Annotated in this window: 13 protein-coding genes; 7 read left to right on the top strand and 6 right to left on the bottom strand. The window is 71.0% G+C overall.

Annotated elements, in window-relative coordinates; translation table 11 throughout:
- Nucleotides 1-7: 7 nt before the first annotated feature.
- The gene (locus ACFVVO_RS04405; RefSeq protein WP_390052329.1) at nt 8-8,650 is read right to left on the bottom strand and encodes a DNRLRE domain-containing protein; all 8,643 of its coding nucleotides are present in this window, start codon (nt 8,648-8,650) and stop codon (nt 8-10) included.
- 397 nt (nt 8,651-9,047) lie between these two features.
- Entirely contained in the window at nt 9,048-10,550 is a 1,503-nt protein-coding gene (locus tag ACFVVO_RS04410) for an IucA/IucC family protein (RefSeq protein ID WP_390051648.1), read from the bottom strand.
- 122 nt (nt 10,551-10,672) lie between these two features.
- On the opposite strand from ACFVVO_RS04410, the gene ACFVVO_RS04415 reads away from it, so the two are divergent.
- The 3 genes from ACFVVO_RS04415 to ACFVVO_RS04425 are packed head-to-tail and all read left to right on the top strand — an operon-like array spanning nt 10,673 to nt 14,259.
- A complete protein-coding gene (locus ACFVVO_RS04415) occupies nt 10,673-12,178 on the top strand; it encodes an IucA/IucC family protein (RefSeq protein WP_390051649.1) in 1,506 nt (501 codons plus the stop codon).
- An 18-nt stretch (nt 12,179-12,196) separates the two neighbouring features.
- Nucleotides 12,197-13,459, top strand: coding sequence for a VWA domain-containing protein (locus ACFVVO_RS04420; RefSeq protein ID WP_390051651.1), 1,263 nt, complete (start codon nt 12,197-12,199; stop codon nt 13,457-13,459).
- Nucleotides 13,459-14,259 carry a hypothetical protein gene (locus ACFVVO_RS04425; RefSeq protein ID WP_390051652.1) on the top strand — a complete coding sequence of 267 codons (801 nt, stop codon included), beginning with the start codon at nt 13,459-13,461 and terminating at the stop codon, nt 14,257-14,259. The genes ACFVVO_RS04420 and ACFVVO_RS04425 overlap by 1 nt, the downstream gene beginning before the upstream one ends.
- A gap of 403 nt (nt 14,260-14,662) precedes the next feature.
- On the opposite strand, the gene ACFVVO_RS04430 is transcribed toward ACFVVO_RS04425, so the two are convergent.
- A complete protein-coding gene (locus ACFVVO_RS04430; protein ID WP_390051654.1) occupies nt 14,663-15,289 on the bottom strand; it encodes a winged helix-turn-helix transcriptional regulator in 627 nt (208 codons plus the stop codon).
- Nucleotides 15,290-15,370: 81 nt separating this feature from the next.
- On the opposite strand from ACFVVO_RS04430, the gene ACFVVO_RS04435 reads away from it, so the two are divergent.
- The 4 genes from ACFVVO_RS04435 (at nt 15,371) to ACFVVO_RS04450 (ending at nt 18,587) form a co-directional block, all read left to right on the top strand.
- A complete protein-coding gene (locus tag ACFVVO_RS04435; RefSeq protein WP_390051656.1) occupies nt 15,371-16,582 on the top strand; it encodes a pyridoxal phosphate-dependent aminotransferase in 1,212 nt (403 codons plus the stop codon).
- A 164-nt stretch (nt 16,583-16,746) separates the two neighbouring features.
- Nucleotides 16,747-17,346 carry a histidine phosphatase family protein gene (locus ACFVVO_RS04440; RefSeq protein WP_390051658.1) on the top strand — a complete coding sequence of 200 codons (600 nt, stop codon included), beginning with the start codon at nt 16,747-16,749 and terminating at the stop codon, nt 17,344-17,346.
- A gap of 131 nt (nt 17,347-17,477) precedes the next feature.
- On the top strand, nt 17,478-18,110 hold the full coding sequence (locus ACFVVO_RS04445) for a hypothetical protein (RefSeq protein WP_390051660.1): 633 nt from the start codon (nt 17,478-17,480) through the stop codon (nt 18,108-18,110).
- A gap of 54 nt (nt 18,111-18,164) precedes the next feature.
- Nucleotides 18,165-18,587, top strand: coding sequence for an acyl-CoA thioesterase (locus ACFVVO_RS04450; protein ID WP_390051662.1), 423 nt, complete (start codon nt 18,165-18,167; stop codon nt 18,585-18,587).
- A gap of 104 nt (nt 18,588-18,691) precedes the next feature.
- On the opposite strand, the gene ACFVVO_RS04455 is transcribed toward ACFVVO_RS04450, so the two are convergent.
- From ACFVVO_RS04455 to ACFVVO_RS04465, 3 genes are all read right to left on the bottom strand, one after another.
- Nucleotides 18,692-19,102, bottom strand: a complete 411-nt coding sequence (locus ACFVVO_RS04455; protein ID WP_390051664.1) for a winged helix-turn-helix transcriptional regulator — start codon at nt 19,100-19,102, stop codon at nt 18,692-18,694.
- A gap of 115 nt (nt 19,103-19,217) precedes the next feature.
- A complete protein-coding gene (locus tag ACFVVO_RS04460; RefSeq protein WP_390052331.1) occupies nt 19,218-20,543 on the bottom strand; it encodes a nucleobase:cation symporter-2 family protein in 1,326 nt (441 codons plus the stop codon).
- Nucleotides 20,544-20,872: 329 nt separating this feature from the next.
- Nucleotides 20,873-22,252, bottom strand: a complete 1,380-nt coding sequence (locus ACFVVO_RS04465; protein ID WP_390051666.1) for an 8-oxoguanine deaminase — start codon at nt 22,250-22,252, stop codon at nt 20,873-20,875.
- Between the last annotated feature and the right edge of the window lie 100 nt (nt 22,253-22,352).

The following is a 22,352-nucleotide window of genomic DNA, read 5'->3' on the forward strand; positions in this document are numbered from 1 at the left end:
ATGCCGGTCATGGTGTCGATCCTGTCGGAACGGGTGAGCCGTTCTGCGACTGCGACCCCAGGTTGTCCCCCGTCTTCAGGGTGTTCGGGATCAAGGTGCTCAGGTTGATCCCGACCGTGCCGTCGGGATACATGCCGTACGCCGTGATCTGGAAACCGGTGGCGACTGTTCTGTTCCCGTCGTACACAGGTGTCACCGTGTACATCACGTCCTGGCCGGACATGACCGCGTCGTACACCTGCTTCTCGTAGCTGTACATGTGGTCGTCGCCCTGACCGGAGCCCCGCTGCTTGGCGTTGGCTCCGCGGCCGCACGTGGCCAGGTTCCGCGCGTCCGTACCGGATCCGCTCAGCTTGTTCCCGAGCAGATGGCAGTTGTTGATGTTGGTCTGGGGGACCAGACCCTTGCTCTCGGCGAAGTCCTGCGCCCACCGGTAGCCGGGCGGCAGCACGCTGCTGGTCGGGGTGCCCTGGTGACTGTTCAGGTAGTCCTTGGTCAGGCACGCGTCGACACCCTGGGCACGGTTGCCGTTGGCCGAGTCGGTGTCCTTGTAGTTGACCCAGCCGCCGCCGCAGTTGCCGCGCCGTCCGTCGTCATCGGGCAGCGGGCGCGGCTTGGGGACCGGCTTGGGCTCGGGCTGCGGATCGTCCTGCGCGCCCTCGTCCGCGTCGTCCCTCGAGGACTCCTCGATCCGGTCCCTGACCTGGGTCGCCACGTAGGCGACGGCGGCCACGACCGCGATGACCACCACGGCCACGACCACGGCCTCGAGGACCACCGCGGCAGCGGCGGCCAGCAACGGGATGGCGAAGGCGAAGTGCCCGTCGATCTCCACGTTGCTGATCGGGTTGCCGCCGGTGAAGGCGTAGCGGTTCCCGGTGAACGGGTCGCTGCCGAGGCCCATGTCGGCCAGGGCGCCGTTGTACAGGTCCCGGGTGGTGAAGCGGTTCAGGCCCGGGTCGTAGTCACGGAAGCCCATGTCGTACGTGCCGGAGTTGTCGTCCCAGCGTTTGGCGTTGTAGCGGTACGGGTTGTACTCCTCCTTCTGCGGGTTCGCCGGATCCGGCTTGTCGATGCCCGTGAACTCCGACTTGTCGGCGTTGCCGTAGGCCGTGTAGCCGTAGGTGGCCTTGGTGTTGCCGCTGTCGTCGGTCAGGGTCTCGACGTCGGTGTGCGAGTTGTAGCCGTAGTAGCCGTCCTCCTCGCTGCCGTCGTCGTTGTGCTTGACCTGGGACAGGCGCTGGCCCCACGGGCTGTACTGGTAGGACTTGGTGAGCTTTCCGGCGACCTCCTCGGTCAGCACCTCCTGGGACAGGCCCAGGTAGTGGTAGTCCGTGGTCTTGCCGTCGGCGGTCGTCGACATGGTCCGGTCGAGCGGGTCGAAGGCGTACTTCGTGGACTTCATCGTGCCGTCCGCGCCCCGCTGCTGGGACTCGACGACGTGGTCGAAGCCGTCGTAGACGCTCCGCGACTGGATCTGCCCGTCGCGGGACATCGACTCCTGCCGGCCCAGCGGGTCGTAGTTGAAGGAGGTGACGGATCCGTTCGTGGTCGAGGTCTGCAGCCGGTTACGGTCATAGGCGAAGTCCGTACTGACACCGTCCACCGTCTGCCGCGTGACGTTGGCGTTGTCGTCGTGGACGTACGTCTCCGTGTTCGCGCCGTTGCCGGTCTTGACGGCCTTGGCGATGCGGTCCACCGGGTCGTAGGTGTAGGCGGTTGTGGAGTCGAGGTACGCCGAGTGGTCGTCGGCGTTCATCTTCTTCGACTCGTCCCGCGCCTTGTTGCCGTTGGCGTCGTAGGTGTAGTCGTGCGACGCCACCAGGGTGCCGTCGGCCTTCTTCTCCACCGAGCTCTTGACCGCTCCGTCGGCGAAGTAGGCGTTGGCGACGACGTTGCCGTTGTCCTTGGTGGCCTGGAGCACCTCACCACGGTCGGTGTAGGTGTAGCTCGAGACCTTCGGGGCGGTGTCGGTGGGCGAGGTGCCCACGGAGACCGTCCGGACCTTCTCCCTCAGGTCGTAGGTGTACTTCGAGAACTGCTGCGGATGGGTGACCGTCTCCGGCTGGTCGTTCGGGTCGTAGGTGTAGCTGGTGGTGGTCTTGTCCGCGTTGGCGAGGGCCTCGGTGATGCGGGAGACCTTGTTCACGTCGTTGTAGGCGAGCGTGTACTTGTCGATCTTCGCGCCGGGTGACAGGTCGTCGATCGAGGACAGGTTGTCGTTGAGGTCGTAGGCGTAGCGGAACTGGTGCTTCTCCGCGTCGACCTCGCTGGACAGGTCCCGGACGAGCTTGACCCCGTCTGCCACGACCGTGCCGTCCGCGCTCTGGAAGAGCTCCAGCTTCGAGGTGTTCCCCTGGGCGAAGTCGTACGAGCCGAGGCTCACCCAGGCGCCCGCGCCGCTGGACTGGTCGACGGTCTTGTCGACGCTCCCGCCCGCGTGGGTCAGCGTGTACTTGGCGGTCTTGCTGGCTCCGCCGACCTGCGGGAACTTCACATAGGCCGTGTACTTCCCGTCCTTCGGGACGTTCAGCGTCCAGGTGAACGAGTCCGTCCCGACGCCGGCCGCGTGGGTCCGGTGGTCGTAGCCCTGCTGGCCGGTCTGGGTGCCCGTGCTCCAGGTGCCCGTGAAGCCGGTGTTCTGGAGGTCGGAGTTGTCGACGAGCGGAACCGCGGTGCCCACGGGCACACCGTCGTCGCTCTTCTCCTTCAGCTTGCCGTTCGGGTAGTAGCTCCATCCCATGGTGCGGCTGACGTCGCCGTCTGCCGAGGAGATGGTGCGGGAGGTCTGCAGACCCAGCTCGTTGTAGTCGTAGCTGGTCCTGATGTCCCACGGGTCGGTGGAGGTCTTCGCCCACCCGTTGTCGAAGTAGGTCTGGACGGTGTCGTTGCGGACGCTCTGTCCCGCCGACGACGGCAGCGAGGTCCTGACGACCCGGCCCGCCTCGTCGTAGGCGGTCTCCGTGTAGATGTTCGGGTTGTTGTAGCGGGCGTCCGACGGGTCGTACGGCAGGTACTGCTTGACCGGCCGGTTCAGCGCGTCGTACTCGGTGCGCGAGGCGAAGTCCTGCTCGCCGGCCGTCTCCGTGCCGCGCGGGGTGATCGTCCGGGTGAGGTTGCCCACCTGGTCGTACTCGTACCGCGTGGTCCGGTAGACGGTGCCGGAGCCGGTTCCGTCGTGCGGGATCTTCAGCTCGGTCCGCTTGCCGCGCTCGTCGTAGCTGGACAGGGTGGTGTTACCCAGCTGGTCCGTCTCGGAGACGACCAGCGAGTCCTTGTCGTAGCTGCGCGAGGTGACCTTGCCGACCGTGTCGACGACCTTGGTGACCCGGTGGTCGAGGTCGTACTCCATCTTCGACGCGAAGTCGTCCGGGTCGGACGTCTGGTTCTTCTTCGGGTCGACGACCTTGACGTTGTTGCCGACCGAGTCGTACGCGTACGAGATCTTCTCACCGAGCGTGTTGACCACGTCGGTGACCTCGTAGATCGGGTCGTAGGTGTTGGTCGTGGTGAAGTCGTTCGGATCGGCCGCCGTCGCCGCGCCCTTCGGCTCGGTCGTCGTCTTCAGATGGCCGGTTCGGTCGTAGGTGTAGGTGGTCTTTCGTTCGGGTGCCGTGTCCGAGTCCTTCGGCGCGACCGCCTCGGTGATCTGGTCGGCCTCGTCGTACACCGCCGACGACACCGCCCCGCCCGGCGCGGTGGCCCTGGTGACGTTGTCGTTGGCGTCGTAGGCCGGTGCCGGAGTCGTGATCAGGTCGTTCTTGGCCTGGTCCTTGGGCTCGGTGCGCACCAGCGGACGGCCGAACGTGTCGTAGGTCTGGGTCGTCCTGTGGCCCAGCGGGTCGGTGACCTCCGTGACCTTGCCGCGCTCGTCGTAGACGTAGCCGGTGGTGTGGTCCAGCGCGTCCGTGATCTTCGCCGGGTATCCGGTGGCGCCGAACTCGCTGTTCCGGGTGGCGTTGCCGTTCGCGTCGGTCGCCTTCGACAGCAGACCGTCCGCGTCGTACTCGTACCGGGTGGTGTAGTCGCCGGTGTCCGGGGTGGAGACGCCCTTCGGGTCGACCACCGTGGTCAGGTTGCCGAAGTCGTCGTAGCCGAAGTTCCAGGCGCGGCCCTGCGGGGACGTCTTGCGGAACAGGTCGGACGAGTAGCCGTCCAGCCGCTTGACGTACTCGAACTGGTTGCTGTTGGACGGGTACTTGCCGGGAGCGCAGTCGCTCTGCGGCGGGACCCCGCCCTGGTTGTACTCGGCGGTCCGCTTCCACAGCGGGTAGCCGGTGAGCGGGTCGTAGCAGTACGCGGTGGTGGCGCCGTTGGCCTCCTCCATGTACGTGACGTTGTTGTCCGCGTCCCAGGCCAGCTTGGTCGTCTGGTCCTTGGCGTTGGTGGACTGCACCGGACGGCCGTAGTCGTCGGTCACGTACGTCGTGGCGTGGCTCTCGGCGTCGGTGACCTTGGTGGAGGTGTGGGCCGTGTTGGCCGGGTCGGGCGCGTAGGCGAAGTCCGTCCTGCCGCCGAGGCGGTCGGTGAGGGTCTGCGTCCACCAGTGGTACTTCGGGTCGTCGCCCTCACGGGGGTAGTAGTACGCCAGCTGGGTGGCGTGGCTGCGCGGGTCGGTGACCTTGACCAGCTTGACGTTCTTGTTGCCCTGGGTGGCGTCGTACTCGAAGGCGAACGCCTTCGGCTGGGACGCGCCCGCGCCGTCGGTGAGAGCGGTCAGCAGACCCTTGTCCGAGTACCCGAACGTCAGCTTCCGGCCGGAGATCTCCGTCACCGACTTGAGGTGGTCGACGATCTTCGGGTTGGAGGTGTCGGACTTCGTGTAGTAGGTGGCGGTCAGCGACTGCCGGCCCGCCGGGTCGGTGATGTACTTCAGGAACTTGGTGGGCTTGTTGTTGGACTTGCGCTCCTCGTACGTGAACGTCTGCGTGTTGCCGTTCTTGTCGACCGCCGACGTCAGGTAGCCGTCACAGCCGAAGAGGAAGCGGGTGCCGTCCGGCTTGGTCAGGGTCCAGGCGTCCGGGACCGGGTCCTTGTCGGGGGTGCAGTCCAGGCCGGGCTTGGCCGCGAGTCTGAAGTGAACGCCCGCCGGAGCCTTCCAGGTGCCGTCGTGCTGCTTGCGGAAGACGTGTGTGGTGCCGTCCCCGTCGGGCAGCCGGATCTCCGTCGGGTGCGGGTCGGGGTGGAAGTCCAGCGGGGTGCCGAGCCGGATCGGTCCGGACGCCTGCACCGACCAGCCCGCCCCGGCCACCGTGTCGGAGGTGTCGAGCGAGTTGTAGGCCAGGCGGAAGAACGTGTTGAGCCCGCGGCCCGGGTTGTTGAAGGCGTTGTACTGCCAGACGGTGTTCCCGGCCGCGGTGTTGGTCATCAGGGACGACCCCGCGCCGGTGTTGACGCCGTTGTAGGAGTAGAACTTCTCCAGGCCGAGCTGGTCGGAGGTCGGGTCCTCGACGGCGACGTTCTGCCGCAGCCCGGGGATGCCGTCCGTGCCGGACACCCAGGTGTTCGCCTGGGTGTCGAGAACGTCCCAGATGAGCGCGTAGTCGTTGCGCTTGTTCCCCGAGTCGGAGTTGATCGGGGTCTTGACCTGCGCCTGGAGGGTGACGGAGTCACCTGGCAGCAGGTCGGCGGGCAGCGCCGTCCGCACCTGGTTGCCGCCGTTGGTGACGTCGGTGCCGTCGGGCAGCTCCCACCGGTAGGACAGCACGTGCTGTCCGGCCTTCCAGACGGAGGTGGTGGTGTTGGTGAGGGTGAACTCGACCGTGTGGTCCGAGTTCGGGGTCATCCGCGCCGGGGTCTTGGGGGCGTAGTAGGTCGAGTCCGTGGTGGAGTCGATGTAGGTGACCGCGAGTCGCGGCCGCAGCCTCGGCTCCACGCCCTCGGTGGCGACGAAGATGCTGCGCTCCTGCGCGCCGGCCTCGTCCGCGAGCTTGACCATGACGCCGTGCCGGCTCGCCGGGTTCTTCACCCAGCCCTGCACCGTCGAGGTCACGTCCCATTCGCGCGAGACGGGGTCGTTGGTGAAATTGCCGGTGTCGGAGACGGCGGCGTCGGCGTCACCGCCCGCCGTGGCCCACGACGTGGCGGAGTCGGCCTTCTGCCAGGTGGCCGTCGCCTCGTCGAAGTCCTGCGTCAGCGGCCGCAGTTCGTACCGGGCGCCGGGACCGCCCACGATGGTGGTGAAGGACCACATCTTGACTTCGGCGTCCACCACGCGGGCGGTGGACGGGATGCCGAGCGCGGGGAATCCGGCCACGGCCCGACTGGTGCCGTAGGTGCCCGAGCTGTTGCCGACCATCAGCCACGGGTAGGCGACGCCGCCGTCGGTGATGGTGTCGTGCGGCTGCGTCGGCTGGTTCGCGGTGAGCGTGGTGTCCTGGGACGCCTCCACCAGTTTGGTGACCCGGCCCGCCTTGGGCAGCCGGACCAACTGGGTGGGCGCCGGGATGACCTGGCCGTCACGTGTCTTGACCGCGACCATGTAGTAGTAGGCCCGGCCCAGGGGATCCGCGTCGTCCGCGCGTGTCGGCACCGCGGAGGTGTCCGAGTACGAGGTCGTACCGGGAGCGACCGGGGCGACCAGGGTGGACTGCGACGGGGTGAAGTTCTGGAACACCGAGCGGTGCACCTGGTACTCGACGATGTCGTCGCCCGTGTTGCTGGACGGGTCCTGGTAGGCCGACCAGTTCAGATCCGCGCCGGTGGCGTGGATGGTGTCGGGGGCCGCGAGGTTCACGCCCTGCCGGCCGAACGTCAGTACCAGGCGCGGTGCGTTGGCGTACTCACCGCCGTAGGCGTACTCGCTGCCCTCGTACCGGGGTCCGCCCTTGGGGCCGGTCGCGGACTCGTCACCGGCCTTGACGACGAAGCCGTAGTTGGGCTGGGTGCCGTCGATCCACTGCTGGACGGTCTTCGTCACCGGGAAGGAGTGCCAGACGTTGGTCTCCCCAGGCGCCTTGGTGACCGCGCCGCCCTTCGTGAAGCGCACGGCGTCGGCGATCACCGAGGTGGAGGTGGAGGCGGGACCGTCGCCCAGCACCACCTTGCCCAGCGTGCCGGCCTTGAACGGGTGGTTGCCGAGTGTCTTCCACACGCCCGCCGACCCGGCCGCCTGGTCGACGGTGTACGTCTTGCTGCCGCCGTCGTAGGTCACGGTGTACGGCGCGCTGGTGGCGCGGTCAGAGGCGGGCACGTAGTGCGCCTCGACCTGGTAGGTGCCGTTCTCGGGGAGATTCGGCTGCCAGGTGTAGGTGTCGCCGGCGACGCTGTCCTTGTTGTACAGATAGTCCTTGTTGACCGCGTACTGGGTGTACGTGGTGTTCCCGGAGGCCGGCCAGGCGCCCTTGGCCGCCGTGGTGCCGGGGTCCTGGTCGTCGACCGTCACGGAGGTGCCGGACAGCTCGCCGGTGATGTCCTTGGCGTTGTTCCACGTCGCGGTGGACTCGCTCCAGTCGGCGGTCGCGCGGTGCGCCTCCAGCTGGACCTCGTCGTCGCCGGTGGTGTGGACCTGGTCGTAGTACAGCTTCAGGTCGGCGGAGTCCAGCTTGGTGCCGGACGGGATGCCCGTCACGGGGAACCGCAGCAGCGCGCGGGAGCTGCCCGTGCCTGTGTTGCCGACCGAGAGCCGCCAGCTGTCGTCGTAGTTGTCCGCCGGACCGTCCGAGGAGATCATCACGTCCCGCGCCTGGGAGGGCGTCGGCACGATGGAGATCGTCGGGTCGATGGTGACCGGGTACTTTCGCCCGGCGGCGGCCAGCCACTTCGCGTCCGGGGTGACGGTCACCTTCCAGTTCTCGCCGTCACGGCTGAGTCGCTGGTCGACGGAGCCGCTGTAGGCGCTGCCGTACGGGGACGAGGCGTCCTTCTTCGCATCCGTCATGAAGGCGGGCGGAAGTTCGAGGACGGGGGAGTCGCCCTGGCCGTACAGGCGTATGGAGCCGTCCTTGCCGGCCTTGGGCCTCAGCCCGCCGGTGTCGAGGGTGAAGGTGAACGACACCGGTCCTGCGCGTCTCTCCCGCAGGACGATGTTCTCCTTCACCCGGCCGGGACCGACCTCGTACACCAGGTCCGTGCCGGTTCCCTTGACCGCGTCCCGGTAGATGACGGAGTTGCCCTCGGCCCGCGGCGCCGGTCCGGCGGCATCCTTCAGGCCGAGGGTGACGGCCTGCCCCTGGGCGGTCTCGAACCGCACCAGCCGCCGCGGCGACGTACCGAAGTAACTGCGCCCGGTATTGGTGGTGTTGGCGAAGGCGTAGCCCGCCCTGCCGGTCTTCTCGACTCCCGCGTCGATGGTCTTCCAGCTCTTGCCGGACCGGTACGCGGTCGGCACGGCGGAGACCTCGGCCTGCACCCGGCCGTCGGACATCCGCCAGTAGCGGGCGAACGGCGTGCGTCTGGCGCCGAGTTCGGCGATCCGTACGGCCTTGGGAGCCTTCGCTCCCCTGGGCAGCTTGTCGCGGCTCGGGAGGGCGGGATCTCCGCCGGTCCTCGGTTCCTCCGGCCGCCGGCTTCCGCCGTCGTCGGAGAACCAGGACTTGATGGTGTCGCCTATGCCTCTGCCGTCGCTCGTCGACGGTGCGGCCGCATACGCCGCCTGTGGCATGACGGAGACGATGACCGCGGACGTGACCGTGAGGGTCACCGTCCGCATCATCCTCGTTCGCCGCTTTCCATGTCTCGGTCTCACGCGATCCCCTCTTCGCATGCGCGCATCCACGCGCAGAGCATTTCGACACAAGAAAGTTCGCGGAATTCGTCGCGAACCCAGGCTGATTCAGTTGTGTTTCAAGGCATGCGAAACGGCGCAGACCACCTGTCGCAGGATGGCCTCGCGGCGTGACGCACCTGACTCGGGGGGCATGTTGACCGTCTGTCGGTCCTCCGTCAACTGACTACCCAAATGGGACAGTTGACGATGCAACAGATGAAGTCGCAGGCCTTGAGAACGCAATATGAGGCGGAACTGGAATCAGTCGGACGCGGCCCGTTCCGTCGGCTTTGAATTGCCCGACGTGAACGGGTGGAAATTACCCGGGTGCGTGACCGGGTCAGCCGGCGGCCAGCGGGTTCGGCAGGGGCAGGTAGCGGGCGGCGGCGCCGTCCGCGCCGGTCCAGCGCAGCAGCAGGTTGGTCTTGCCCGGGAGGGTGGGCGAGGAGAGCAGCGCGGGGATCTCGGGCAGGTCGTGGCGGGCGAGTTCGCGGCGGGCGGCCGGCCAGGGGTCGAGTCCGGGGTGGTGCTCGGCGAGGGCCGCGGCGATCTCGGTGAGGTGGTTGACGACCAGGCAGTACACCAGCCGCTCCCAGCCGGCGGCCCGGGAGACGTCCGGGAGCAGCTTGACGCCCTCGGCGTCCCGGAAGAGGGCCTGCACGGGCAGGCCCGCCGGGTCCACGGCGACCAGGGTGTTCTGCAGATGCGCCTCCAGGACGACGCCGTGATCGGCGAAGGCCGTCAGGGCGGGCGGCACGACCTGCCGCAGATACGCCTCCCACCAGGCCTCCGGGTCGGTGGTGGCCGCCAGGGGGTTGCCCTCGAAGCCCTCGGCCAGGGCGGCGGCGAGCAGCGGGGTGGCGGCGGGCAGGAGGTCTTCGCGCAGCCCGCCCCGTACCAGCACGGCGAGTTCCTCGAAGGCGAAGGCGGCGGTGCGGTAGCCGCGGTCGGGCAGCCAGGCGGCGGGCGGCTCCATCGCGGCGAACGCGCGTTCGACGGCCGTCTCGGTGCGGCGCAGCCTCAGCAGGTCGTGACGCCACAGCCGGCGGATGTCATTGGTGATGCGCACATCCAGGCTGAACTTCAGGAACAGGTCGCGTCCGGGCTCGTACACCGTGCGGATGGCCGCCGTGGGCCAGGTGTCGAAGGCGGTGGTGCCGAGCCGGATCAGCCTGCCGTCGGCGAGGGCGGGTTCCAGGTCGCGGGCGACGAGGTCGAGCTGCCAGGGGTGGGCGGGCAGCAGCCGGTACCCGGGCGGGGCGGTGCCGAGGGCGTCCAGGTCGCTGGTGTCGCCCTCCTCGGCCACCTGGTCCGCACGCACCCCGAGCAGCGTGAGCGGGAAGCGGGCGTACGCCTCGGGGGCGTACGGCAGCCAGGCCGCGGCCGGACCACCGCCGCGGGCCTTCGGGGCGGGGTGGCAGGGGTGGCCGGTGATCAGGGACTGCTCGGAGCGCAGATACGGGTCCGCGGGCGCCGCCGCCCGGTCGCGGGCGGTGAGCAGGGCCGCGACGGCCTCCCTGCTGTCGATCATCTCGGCGGGCAGGTCGTCGCCCGGCTGCCCGGTGTGCCGGCGCAGCTCCTCGGCGACCAGTTTGACCAGTTCGGTATGGCCGAGGCGGTGCCAGGCCCCGGCCGTGCGCACCTCCGGATCGGCGGGCCGGTGGCCGGCCCGCACCCGCAGCAGCCGGCCGGTGCCTGGCAGCCGGTGGACCCGGTGTTCCCCGACGGCCGGCAGCGGCTCGGCGACCTCCCGCAGCAGGCAGTTCAGCAGCGGCGCGGACGCGTACGCGTCCGCGCGCCGTCCTACGGCGTCACTGGGAGGCTTGAGGTCCACGCGATCCATTCGTCCGTCGTCCGGGGCCGGTCGCGCCGCCCCGCCGGTGCGGTCCGGGGGCCGGTCGCGATCAGTATCTCTGCCGTACCTGACAATCGTGCCCCGAGCTGCCCTTTCCCGAGGAGCCGAACGTGTACGACTCAGCCACCGCCGAGGCCGGGCTCGCCGAGGAGCTGGCCGCCGTCCGGCCCGGCCTGCTGCCCCGGTACCGGGCCGCGCTGCCCGGTGCCCGCGCGGCGGTGCTGACCCGGCTGTGGCGGGCCCTGGCGTACGAGCCGCTGCCGTGGATCTCGCGCCGCGCCGGCGGGGCGCACGGCCTCGTGCTGCGGCTCGCCGACGGCCGGACCCTGCAGGGGCCGCCCGCGGACCCGTACGCGACCGGCGGGTACGTCACGTCCGTGCGCCTCGGCCGGGAGCGCTACGGCGACCCGGCGCGGCTGATGACCGACCTCGCGGTGCCGCACGCCGCCGGGTTCGCGGCCGAAATCGCCCACAGCACGGCCTCGCTGGCCCTCTCGCGGGCCGGCGCGGACCTCTCGCCGGACTGGCCGGAACAGGACTGGGAGTGGGAGCAGCGGGTGACCGACGGGCATCCCTACCACCCCAACTGCCGTTCCCGGCCCGGCTTCTCGGTGACCGACCAGCTCTCCTACGCACCGGAGCACCGCCCGGTGGTGGAGCTGGGGACGGTCGCGGTGCCCGCGGACCAGTGCCTGCTGTCGGGCGAGTGGCCGGAGGAACTGCGGGACGGGCAACGGCTGTTGCTGCCGGTGCACCCCTGGCAGGCGGACCATGTGCTCAAGCGGCCGTACGACCCCTGGCGGGCCGCGCGTCCGCTGCTGTCCCTGCGGACGCTGGCCCTGCCCGGCGGCCCGCACGTCAAGACCGCGCTGAGCGCCCGGCTGACCTCGTCGGTGCGGGACATCTCCAGGTACTCGGTCGAGGTGGCGGCGGCCCTGTCGGCGTTCGCGACGGACCTGGCCGGCCGCACCGACGGCCTGCTGCACATCACCCGGACGCTGGGGGCGGTCACCGCGCACTCCCCCGATCTGGCCGCGCTGCTGCGGGAGTCGCCCGCCGGGTACGCGGGCCCCGGCGAGCGGGTGCTGCCGGTGGCGGCGCTGCCCGGCACCGGCCTGCCGGAGTCCCCCGTCTGGCTGGCCGGCTTCGCCCGGCTGGCGCTCACGGTCGGGCTGCGGCTGCTGGACCTCGGTGTGGCCCTGGAGGCGCACGGCCAGAACCTCCTGGTGATCCTGTCGGCGGACGGCACCCCGGTGCGGCTGGTCTACCGGGACCTCGCCGACATCCGGATCAGCCCCATCAGGCTGGCCCGGCACGGCATCGCCCCGCCCCCGCTGACCGGGCGCCTGGTCACGGACGACGAAACGGCCCTGCGCCGCAAGCTGTTCGGCTCCCTGGTGGCCGGCGCGCTCGCCGGTACGGCGGGCTCGGGCCCGGCGCTCGGCGCGGCGCTGGCGGCGGCCGTGCCCGCGCTGCCGGACACGGCCGACCTGGCCGCACTGTGCGAAGGCCCGCTGCCCGCCAAGGCGCTGACGCTGATGCGGCTGTCCCCGGAGACCCCCGGTGACCAGTGGACCGCGCTGCCGAACCCGCTCGTTTTGGAGCCCGGCACCTGAGATCAATAAGATCCGCCGATGATCAGAAGACAACGGCTGGCGGCGGGAGTCTGCGCTCTCCTCGCCGCCCTGACGGCCGGGCTCGCGTTCCCCGCCGGGGCCGCCGCCGACGAGACGGAACAGGCCGCACCGAAGGTCGAACTGGTGCTGGACGTCAGCGGTTCCATGCGGACGCGGGACATCGACGGCGGCACCCGGATGGCCGCGGCGAAGCAGGCGTTCAACGAGGTGCTCGACGCGACGCCGGAGGAGGTCGAGCTCGGCATACGCACGCTCGGCGCCAACTACCACGGCAACGACCGCAGGACCGGCTGCAAGGACACCGCGCAGCTCTACCCGGTCGGACCGCTGGACCGGACCGACGCGAAGACCGCGGTGGCCACGCTGGCCCCGACCGGCTGGACGCCGATCGGCCCCGCGCTGCTGAAGGCCGCCGACGACCTGAACGGCGGTGACGGCACCCGCCGTATCGTCCTGATCAGCGACGGCGAGGACACCTGCCAGCCGCTGGACCCGTGCGAGGTGGCCCGCGAGATAGCGGCCAAGGGCATCGGGCTGACCATCGACACCCTCGGCCTGGTCCCGGACGCCAAGACCCGCGACCAGCTCAGCTGCATCGCGGACGCGACCGGCGGCACCTACACCTCCGTCCAGCACAAGGAGGAACTGAGCGACCGGGTCGGCCAGTTGGTCGACCGGGCGGCCGATCCGGTGGTGACGCCGGTGGCCACCGAGGGCGCCACCGAGTGCGCCAAGGCGCCGGCCCTGAAGTCCGGCCTCTACACCGACCGTGAGGAGTTCGGGCAGCAGCGCTGGTACAAGGTCGACGTGAACCCCGGCCAGGAGCTGCGCGCCTCGGTCAGCGTGGCGGACGACCGGGCCGTGAACCCCGACTACGGAGTCCTGCTGCGCGCGGTGACGCTGCACGGCCGGGAGATCGTGCGCGGTGAGGCGGCGGGCAACGGCCGCACCGACGCGATCTCCACGGGCCTGCGGTACCCGAGGCCGGAGAACGACGACGACGACGCGACCGCGGAGACCGTGTGCCTCCAGGTCACCAACTCCTTCTCGGCCGCCGCGGGCGTCAAGACGTCCCCGGGTCTGCCGCTGGAACTGACCGTGGACGTGGTGGACGGGCCGTCGAACGCGGCAGACGTGGCCGCCTTCGGCCTCGGCCGCGGCTGGTGGCTGCTCGGCGCCCTGGTGCTGGCCGGGTTCATCGCCGGTCTGCTGTGGGGCTGGCTGTCGCGCTGGCGGGTCGCGGTCTGGAGGACGAACTGATGCGTATCACACGTGTACTGGGCGCCGCGCTGCTGGCGCTCGGGCTGGCCGCCGGTCCGGCGGCCGCCGACTCCACGCCGTCGCCGAGCGCCTCGGACGACGGCAAGGCACCCACCCGGGCGGGCACCTCCTTCCGTACGGCGACGGAGATCGAACAGGGGCAGCAGGCCACCGCGTCCGGCTCCACCGGCGACTACCTCTACTGGTCGTTCCCGGCGGACGCCGAGCAGCGGCCGACCGTCAAGGCGACGGTCAAGCTGCCCGGGACGCACGGCACGCAGACCTGGCAGATCGACGTGTACGACGGTCTGCGCCGCCGCCAGTCCTGCCAGTACGGCGCGGCGACCCGCACCGCCGGGCAGGGAACGTCCTCGGTCGGCCTGACCTGTGTGCTGCGCACGGTGCGCGCCTGGTCGGAGCCGTGGGCCAACGACCCGCTGCCGGGCACGTACTACGTCCGGCTGACCGCGGTTGACCTCGCCTCGTCCGACCTCGGACAACCGGTGAGCACCGAGATCCGCGTCGACTCCAAGGACATCGGCGGCGCGGCGGCCGTGGACGGCTCGCTGGCGAAGCCGCTGGTACCCGGCATCGCCGTCAAGTCCCAGGCGGAGGAGGACGGTTCGAAGTCGGCGGTGCTGTCGAGCATCGAACCGGACGACGGCTGGTCCTCCGGCTGGTGGTCCGACCGCTGGGTGTGGACCGCGATCGGCGGCATCCTGGCCGCCCTCGCGGGCATCGGCGGCTACGCGCTCACGCGCGGCTCGGGACGGCCGTCCCGGGTGCCGCCGTCCGTCTGACCCACGAGTGAAGGCCCGCCGCCCCGGCGGGCCTTCCGCGTTCCCGGGACCGCCCGCACCTCTCGGGCCTGCCGCGCTCCCCCGGCGGGCCTTCCGTGTCTCGGGGGCCACCCGTGCCTCTCGGACATACCGCGCTCCCCCGGCAGGCCTCCCGTGCCCCGGGGGCCGCCCGCGCCTCTCGGACGTACCGCGCTCCCCCGGCAGGCCTCCCGTGCCTCGGGGGCCGCCCGTGCCTCTCGGCGCCCGCCTGCCCCGGGCGGGCCTCCCCCTTTTCCCGGGCGGCCTTACGCGCTTCCCCGGCATGTCCGCCGCGCTCCTCAGACGGGCCTGCCGCGCTTCTCGGGCAGCCCTCCGCGGTGATCGGGCAGCCCTCCGCGCTGATCGGGCGGGCCTCCCGCGCCCGTCATGCCTCCAGCAGCGCCTTGGCGAGGGTGCCGTCGCCGGTCACGGTGATCCGCCCGGCCCGGACGGCGTCCGCCGGCGAAAGCTCCCCACGGCAGACGGCCGTGCACGTCGCGGAGTCCAGCACCAGACGCGCGTCCACCGCGCCGGGCGCGGGCCCGTCCCCGTACGCCGGTCCGTCACCGGCGCCCACGTTGAGGTGGAACTCACCCTCCTCCAGGCGGACTTCGACAACCCCCTCACCCGGGAGGGCCCGCAGCAGAGGCAGCGCGAACCAGTGCGCGCGGACGGCGTCCGTGGGGCGCCGCTCCCCCAGTTCGCCTTCGCCCCACTTCCCCAGCGCCTGCAGCACGGGCAGCAACTCACGTCCGCGCTCGCTGAGTTCGTAGACGAAGGCGGCGCCCGGCGGGGGCAGCCGCCGCCGCGTGGTGAGTCCGTCGCGCTCCATGTCCTTCAGCCGGGAGGCGAGTACGTCCGTGCTCACGCCGGGGAGGTCCGCGTGCAGGTCCGTGTAGCGACGCGGGCCGGCCAGCAGCTCCCGGACGATCAGCAGGGTCCAGCGGTCGCCCACGAGGTCGAGGGCGCGGGCTGCGGAGCAGTACTGGTCGTAGCTTCGGCGAGGTGACATGCGGCGCAGTCTAGACGGGTTGTTGGACTTTCCAAGCTCTCACTTGGTAAAACCAAGCAACACGAGTTCCCGGAGGAGCGCATGGAGTTCCGGCAGTCGAACAAGCTCAGCGAGGTCTGTTATGAGATCCGCGGCCCGGTGATCGAGCACGCGGACGCGCTGGAGGAGGCGGGCCACAGCGTGCTGCGCCTGAACACGGGCAACCCGGCGCTGTTCGGCTTCGAGGCGCCCGAGGAGATCCTCCAGGACATGATCCGGATGCTGCCCCGCGCGCACGGCTACACGGACTCGCGCGGCGTCCTGTCCGCCCGCCGCGCGGTGGCCCAGCGCTACCAGACCCTGGGCCTCACGGTTGACGTCGACGACGTCTTCCTCGGCAACGGCGTCTCCGAACTGGTCTCGATGGCCGTACAGGCACTGATCGAGGACGGCGACGAGATCCTCATCCCCGCACCGGACTTCCCCCTCTGGACGGCGGTGACGACGCTGGCGGGCGGCAAGGCCGTGCACTACCTCTGCGACGAGCGGGCCGACTGGAACCCGGACCTGGCCGACCTCGAGTCGAAGATCACCGACCGCACCAAGGCCGTGGTGATCATCAACCCGAACAACCCCACCGGCGCGGTCTACCCGAAGGAGGTGGTGGAGGGCATCCTCGACCTGGCCCGCCGCCACGGTCTGATGGTCCTCGCCGACGAGATCTACGACCAGATCCTCTACGACGACGCCGTCCATCACTCCGCCGCCGCCCTCGCCCCCGACCTGGTGGTCCTCACCTTCTGCGGCCTGTCGAAGACGTACCGGGTGGCGGGCTTCCGCTCCGGCTGGCTGGTCGTCACCGGGCCCAAGCAGCACGCGAGGAACTACCTGGAGGGCCTGACCATGCTGGCCTCCATGCGGCTGTGCGCCAACGCGCCCGCGCAGTACGCCATCCAGGCCGCGCTCGGCGGCCGCCAGTCCATCCGTGAACTCACCGCGCCGGGCGGGCGGTTGCACGAGCAGCGAAACGTGGCCTGGGAGAGGCTCAACGAGATCCCCGGGGTGTCCTGCGTGAAGCCCAAGGGCGCGCTGTACGCCTTCCCGCGTCTGGACCCGAAGGTGCACCGGATCCACGACGACGAGAAGTTCGTCCTCGATCTCCTGCTGCGCGAGAAGATCCAGGTGGTCCAGGGCACCGGCTTCAACTGGCCCGCGCCCGACCACTTCCGCATCCTCACCCTCCCGCACGCGGACGACCTGGAGGCGGCGATCGGCCGGATCGGACGCTTCCTCGGCGGGTACCGGCAGGGGTAGCCCGTACCGGCGGCGCTCACGCGGCGGCGAGGTGCCGCGGCCGTCGGCCCGGCGTGGCGCCGGAGCGGTGAGCGGCCGTCCGGACCAACCCGCCCTGCGGGCGGCCGGAGCGGTGTGACACCGTGCTGGGGCATGCGCTGAAGGTCAGTGGGAAGGGCGTTGACGTGGGTGACCTTTTTCTCGTCCGGCACGGTGAGACCGAGTGGTCCCGGTCCGGACGGCACACCGGCCGGACCGACGTACCCCTGACCGAGCACGGCCGGGAGGAGGCGCGCCGGCTGGTACCGCTGATCCGCTCGCACCGCATCGGCGCCGCGTTCGTCAGCCCCCTGGAGCGGGCCCGGGAGACCGCCGCGCTCATCGGCGTCCACGACGCCCGGGTCGACGCCGATCTGCGCGAATGGGACTACGGCGGCTACGAGGGCGTGACCACCGTGGAGATCCAGCGGGAGCGGCCCGACTGGTTCCTGTTCACGGACGGCGTCGCGCCGGGCCCGCCGGAACATCCCGGGGAGAGCCCGGAGCAGGTCGGGGAGCGGGCGGACCGGATGCTCGGCAAGGTGGACGCCGCCCTGGCCAACACCGAGGGAGTGGTGCTGCTGGTCGCCCACGGCCACTTCCTGCGGGTCCTCACCGCGCGCCGGCTCGGGCTGCCGCCGCGGCACGGGGCGCTGTTCCAGCTCGCGACGGGCGCGCTGGGCCGGCTCGGCACCGAGCACGGACGACCCGTGATCGCGGGGTGGAACGTCCGGGCGCCCGACTGACGAGACCGGCCGCCCACCCGGACGATCCCGCGTCCCGGGGCCGGGCCCGTTGTCAGACCCCGGTCGTACGCTCGGAACGAGTCGCCGTTCCGGCGGCTCCCGGGCGTCGGCACATCGGAAGGGGGCTCGGCGTGACACGACCGCCGACCGTCGCGCAACGACGGCTGATCGAGGCCGCCGATCCGGTGACCGGGCGGCTGCGCGGGACGCAGGCGCAGCTGGACGCACTGGTGAAGCGGGGGCTCGCCTTCCGGCACCCGCGGCCGCCGCACGACCACTTCCTCACGCCGGCGGGGCACCGGATACGCGACGCGGAGCCGCAGGCGCCCGCGGTCGCCGAGGGGTCCGCGTCCGCCGACGGGGGGTTCGCGGCGCGCGTCGGCGGCGAGGAGGAGGCGCCGGTGTTGTCCGGGGCGGCCCGGCTGCGGGAGGTGCGCAGCGCCTGGCAGGGGCTGCTGGAGCTGCGCCGGATGACCAATCCGGGCGGCGCGACCGACCGCCCGTGCGGCTGGGAGCGGACGCACCTGGTGCGGGCCGCCGCGCTCGCCCTGGAGGCCGCGGGGCACCTCCCGGCGGGCCCGGAAGGCGACGGCTACCGGGTGCGGGCGACGCCGCAGCCGGAGGCGGTCGCCGTGTACGCGCCGGACGAGCCGGCCCTGCGGGCGTGCACGGCGACGCTGGAGGGGGCGGGCTGGCAGGCCGGGGCGTACACGGAGCCCAGGACCAGGGTGCGGTATCTGCTGGCGTCTCCGCGGCGGACCTGAGACGCGTGCCAGGATCAGTGGGCTGAGGATCCGAACGACGAAGGGGCGCCGGCCGTGGCCGAACCGTTTTCCGTCCGTGTGACCGTCCGCGGTTACGAGACAGATGTGCAGGGCCATCTCAACCAGGCGGTGTACCTCAACTACGCGGAGCACGCCCGCTGGTCGCTGCTCCAGGCCGCCGGGGTGAGCCAGGCCCGGCTGCGCGCCCGGGGTGTGGGGCCGGTGGCGCTGGAGACGACGATCCGCTTCCGGCGCGAACTGCTCGCCGGGGACGAGGTCGACGTGAGCTGCGAGTTCGAGTGGGGCGGTGGCAGGACGTTCCGGATCCGGCAGGAGATACGCAAACTCGACGGCACGGTGGCGGCCGAGGTCACCGCGGTGGGCGGCATGCTCGACCTGGAGCGGCGGAAGCTGCTCGACGACCCCCGGGAGGTGTTCGAGGAGCTGGCGACGGACCTCGGCCTCTTCGGCCTGTGACCGCCGGGCCAAGGCCTGTCTGACCATTCCCGCCTGCCCCGCGAGGCCGGGCACGGACGCTCTCCGCGTTGCCGGAGCGCTCTCCGGGCGGACGACGGGAATTGTCAGACAGGCCCTACGTCGAGCAGTTCGGGCGGGTGCTCGGTGTCGTAGGCCGCCCGGGCCTCGGCGATGTACACCCTGTTGCGCTCGGCCCAGTGGGCCAGCCGTCGCAGTGTCGGGAGCAACTCACGGGAGGCGGGAGTGAGTTCGTACTCCACCTTGGGCGGGACCGTCGGATGCACGGTGCGCGTGACCAGGCCGTCGCGCTCCAGGTGACGCAGGGTAAGGGACAGCATGCGGCGGCTGATGCCCTCGATGCCGCGTTCCAGCTCCGTGAACCGGGTGGGTCCCGCGGCGGCGGCGACGAGGATCTGCACGCTCCACTTGCCGGCCACCCGGTCGAGGACCTCACGCACCGGGCAGGCGTCCGCGTCCACCGCCCGGACGGTGACACCGGTGTTCCTCCGCACCATCGGACTCCCTCCTCGCCGCCGGCCTCCATGCTCACCCACGACGCCCCTCGCCGCACCCGCTGGGAGGCGGGGCGGGGCAGTGACCCCGCCCCGCCTCCCGCTCCCCCATCTCCGCTCAGTGGACGGGAGCCAGTTCCTCGCCCGACTCCATCGGATGGGTGACGTCGGAGGCGTCGCGGCTTCGGCCGAGGTGGTTGAAGACCAGGTTGAGGAGGACCGCGGTGACGCAGCCGGTCGAGATGCCGGAGTCGAGGACGATCTTCGCGGTGTCCGGGAAGGCGTGGTAGAAGTCGGGCGCCGTGATCGGGATGATGCCGACGGCGAGGGACACGGCCACGATCAGTACGTTGTTGTCCCGCTCCAGGCCGGCCCGGACCAGGGTCTGGATTCCGCTGGCGGCCACCGAGCCGAACAGCACGACGCCGGCGCCGCCGAGGACCGGGCGGGGTACCACGGCGATGAGCGAGGCGGCCATCGGGCACAGACCCATCAGGACCAGGAAACCGCCGCCGACGGCGACCACGAAGCGGCTGCGGATCCGCGTCATGGCGACCAGCCCGATGTTCTGCGCGAAGGCGCTGCACATGAAGCCGTTGAAGACCGGGCTGAGGGCCGAGCCGAGGGTGTCGGCGCGCAGGCCGGCCGCGATGGTCCGCTCGTCCGCGGGGCGTTCGACGATCTCGCCCAGTGCCAGCATGTCCGCCGTCGATTCGGTCATCGACACCACCATCACCACGCACATCGACAGGATCGCGGCGATGTGGAACTGCGGGGCGCCGAAGTGGAACGGCGTCGGGAAGCCCACCACGGCGGCCTTCGTCACCGGGGCGAAGTCCGTGACGCCGAACGGTATCGCGATCAGGGTGCCCGCGATCAGGCCGAACAGGACCGCGACCTGCTTGACGAAGCCGCGCGTGAAGCGGCGCAGCAGCAGCACGAGCAGCAGGGTGACGCCGGCCAGGGTGAGGTTGGTGGCCGAACCGTAGTCCTGGGCGGCCGGGTTCGGCCCCTGCGCCCAGTTGAAGGCGACCGGCAGCAGGGAGACGCCGATCAGGGTGATTACCGTACCGGTGACGACCGGCGGGAAGTAGCGGACCGCTTTGCAGAAGACGGGAGCCGCGAGGAAGCCGAGGAGTCCGGCGACGATGACCGCGCCGAAGATCATCGGCAGGGCGTCGGACTTGTCCTCGGCGGAGGCGACGATCGCCGTCATGGGGGCGACCCCGGCGAAGGTGACTCCGTTGACGAACGGCAGCCGGGCGCCGATCTTCCAGATGCCGAGGGTCTGCAGGAAGGTCGCGAGGCCCGCGGTGAACAGGCACGCTCCGGTGAGGAAGGTGAGGTCGGTGCCGGACAGGCCGATGGCCGCGCCGACGATGAGGGGCGGGGCGACGACCCCCGCGTACATCGCGGCCACGTGCTGCAGGCCGCTGGTCGCCATCTTCAGGGCGGGGAGTTTCTCGTCCACGGGGTGGACGGACTGCTCGTCGGCGTCGACGGGGTGGTCGGACACGGCGGCTCCTCCGGTCGGTGGGACACGTCGGCTCTGACGCGGTTTCAGGGAGGTGGTGCACGGGCATGGGGGGACCTCCCGCTCGAGCGGGGTCGAGAGTGGGGGAGGGACCGGGTGGACCCCTTCGGGGCCCGGGAACGGAGACCGTTCCGGGGCGCGCGCCTTCACGCGCGCCCCGGAGCCGGCCGCTGTGGACCGCTGGGGTCCACCGCTGCCGGCCGGGAGCCGTCCCTCCCGGCCGGAGTTCCGGTGCCGGCTCAGCCCTGGGCGGCGATGCGCGCCAGACGCCGGGCCTCGTCCCGCGTGGAGCGGGCGATGGCGTCCTCGTCGACGGTCAGCAGGCGGCCGTCCTCGACGATCTGCCGGCCGTTCACGAAGGAGGCGGTGACCGGGGCCGCCGCGCCGAAGACCAGGGCGGTCACCGGGTCGGCGATGGAGGCGTGGGCGAGGGTGTCCAGCTTCCACAGCACCAGGTCGGCGAGCTTGCCCGCCTCCAGCGAGCCGGTCTCGGCGGCGCGGCCGAGCACCGAGGCGCCGCCGTGGGTGCCGAGCCGCAGCGCCTGCCGGGCGTTCAGCGCGGCCTCCTTGTGCGCGCCGAGGCGGTTGATCAGCAGGGCGTTGCGCAGCTCGGTGTGGAGTTCGCCGGACTCGTTGGAGGCGGTGCCGTCCACGCCGAGGCCGACCGGGACGCCGGCGGCGAGCATGTCCGGGACCCGGGCGATACCCGCGGCCAGCCGGGCGTTGGAGGAGGGACAGTGGGCGACCCCGGTCCTGGTGCGGGCGAAGGCGGCGATGTCGGAGTCGTTCATGTGGACGCAGTGCGCCATCCACACGTCCTCGCCCAGCCAGCCGGTGGACTCGAAGTAGTCGGTCGGGCCCATGCCGAACAGCTCGTGGCAGAACTTCTCCTCCTCCACGGTCTCCGAGCCGTGGGTGTGCAGCCGCACCCCGAGGCCGCGCGCCAGTTCGGCGCCCTGCCTGAGCAGTTCGGTGGAGACGGAGAAGGGGGAGCAGGGGGCGACGGCGACCTGGGTCATGGCGTCGAAGGAGGAGTCATGGTGCTCCTTGACGGTCGCCTCGGTGGCCGCGAGGGCCCCCTCGAGGCTCTCGACGGCGAAGTCCGGGGGCAGGCCGCCGTCCTTCTCGCTGCGGTCCATGGAGCCGCGGGCGAGGGTGAAGCGGACACCCGTCTCATGTGCGGCGCGGATGATCGCGCCGGACAGGTCGCCGGAGCCGCGCGGGTACACGTAGTGGTGGTCCATGGCCGTGGTGACGCCGCCACGGGCCATCATCGCCAGCGATCCCCGGGCCGCCGCGTACACCATCGGCTCGTCGATGCGCGCCCAGGTCGGGTACAGCGCGACGAGCCAGTCGAAGAGGTTGTGGTCGGTGGCCAGGCCCCGGGTGATCCACTGGTAGAAGTGGTGGTGGGTGTTGATCAGACCGGGGGTGACGAGGTGCCCGGTGGCGTCGATACGGCGTACGACGTTCTCCAGGCCCTCGGGGGCCCTGCCCGCGCCGACCGCCTCGATGCGGTTGCCGGCGATGACCAGGTACCCGGAGGCGTACTCGGTGTCGTCGGCGTCGACGGTCGCGATCGAACAGTTCTCGATGACGATGCGCTGGGCTGCTGCCATGATTCGTCCTTTTCGCTCGGCGGACTGAAACGGGTGGGCACGGCAGGACCCCGGAGGATTTGAGTGCCGTGACCGGGGACATGGGTTCCCCGGTCACGGG

Source organism: Streptomyces sp. NPDC058145 (assembly GCF_042884245.1).
In the GTDB taxonomy this organism is placed as follows: domain Bacteria; phylum Actinomycetota; class Actinomycetes; order Streptomycetales; family Streptomycetaceae; genus Streptomyces.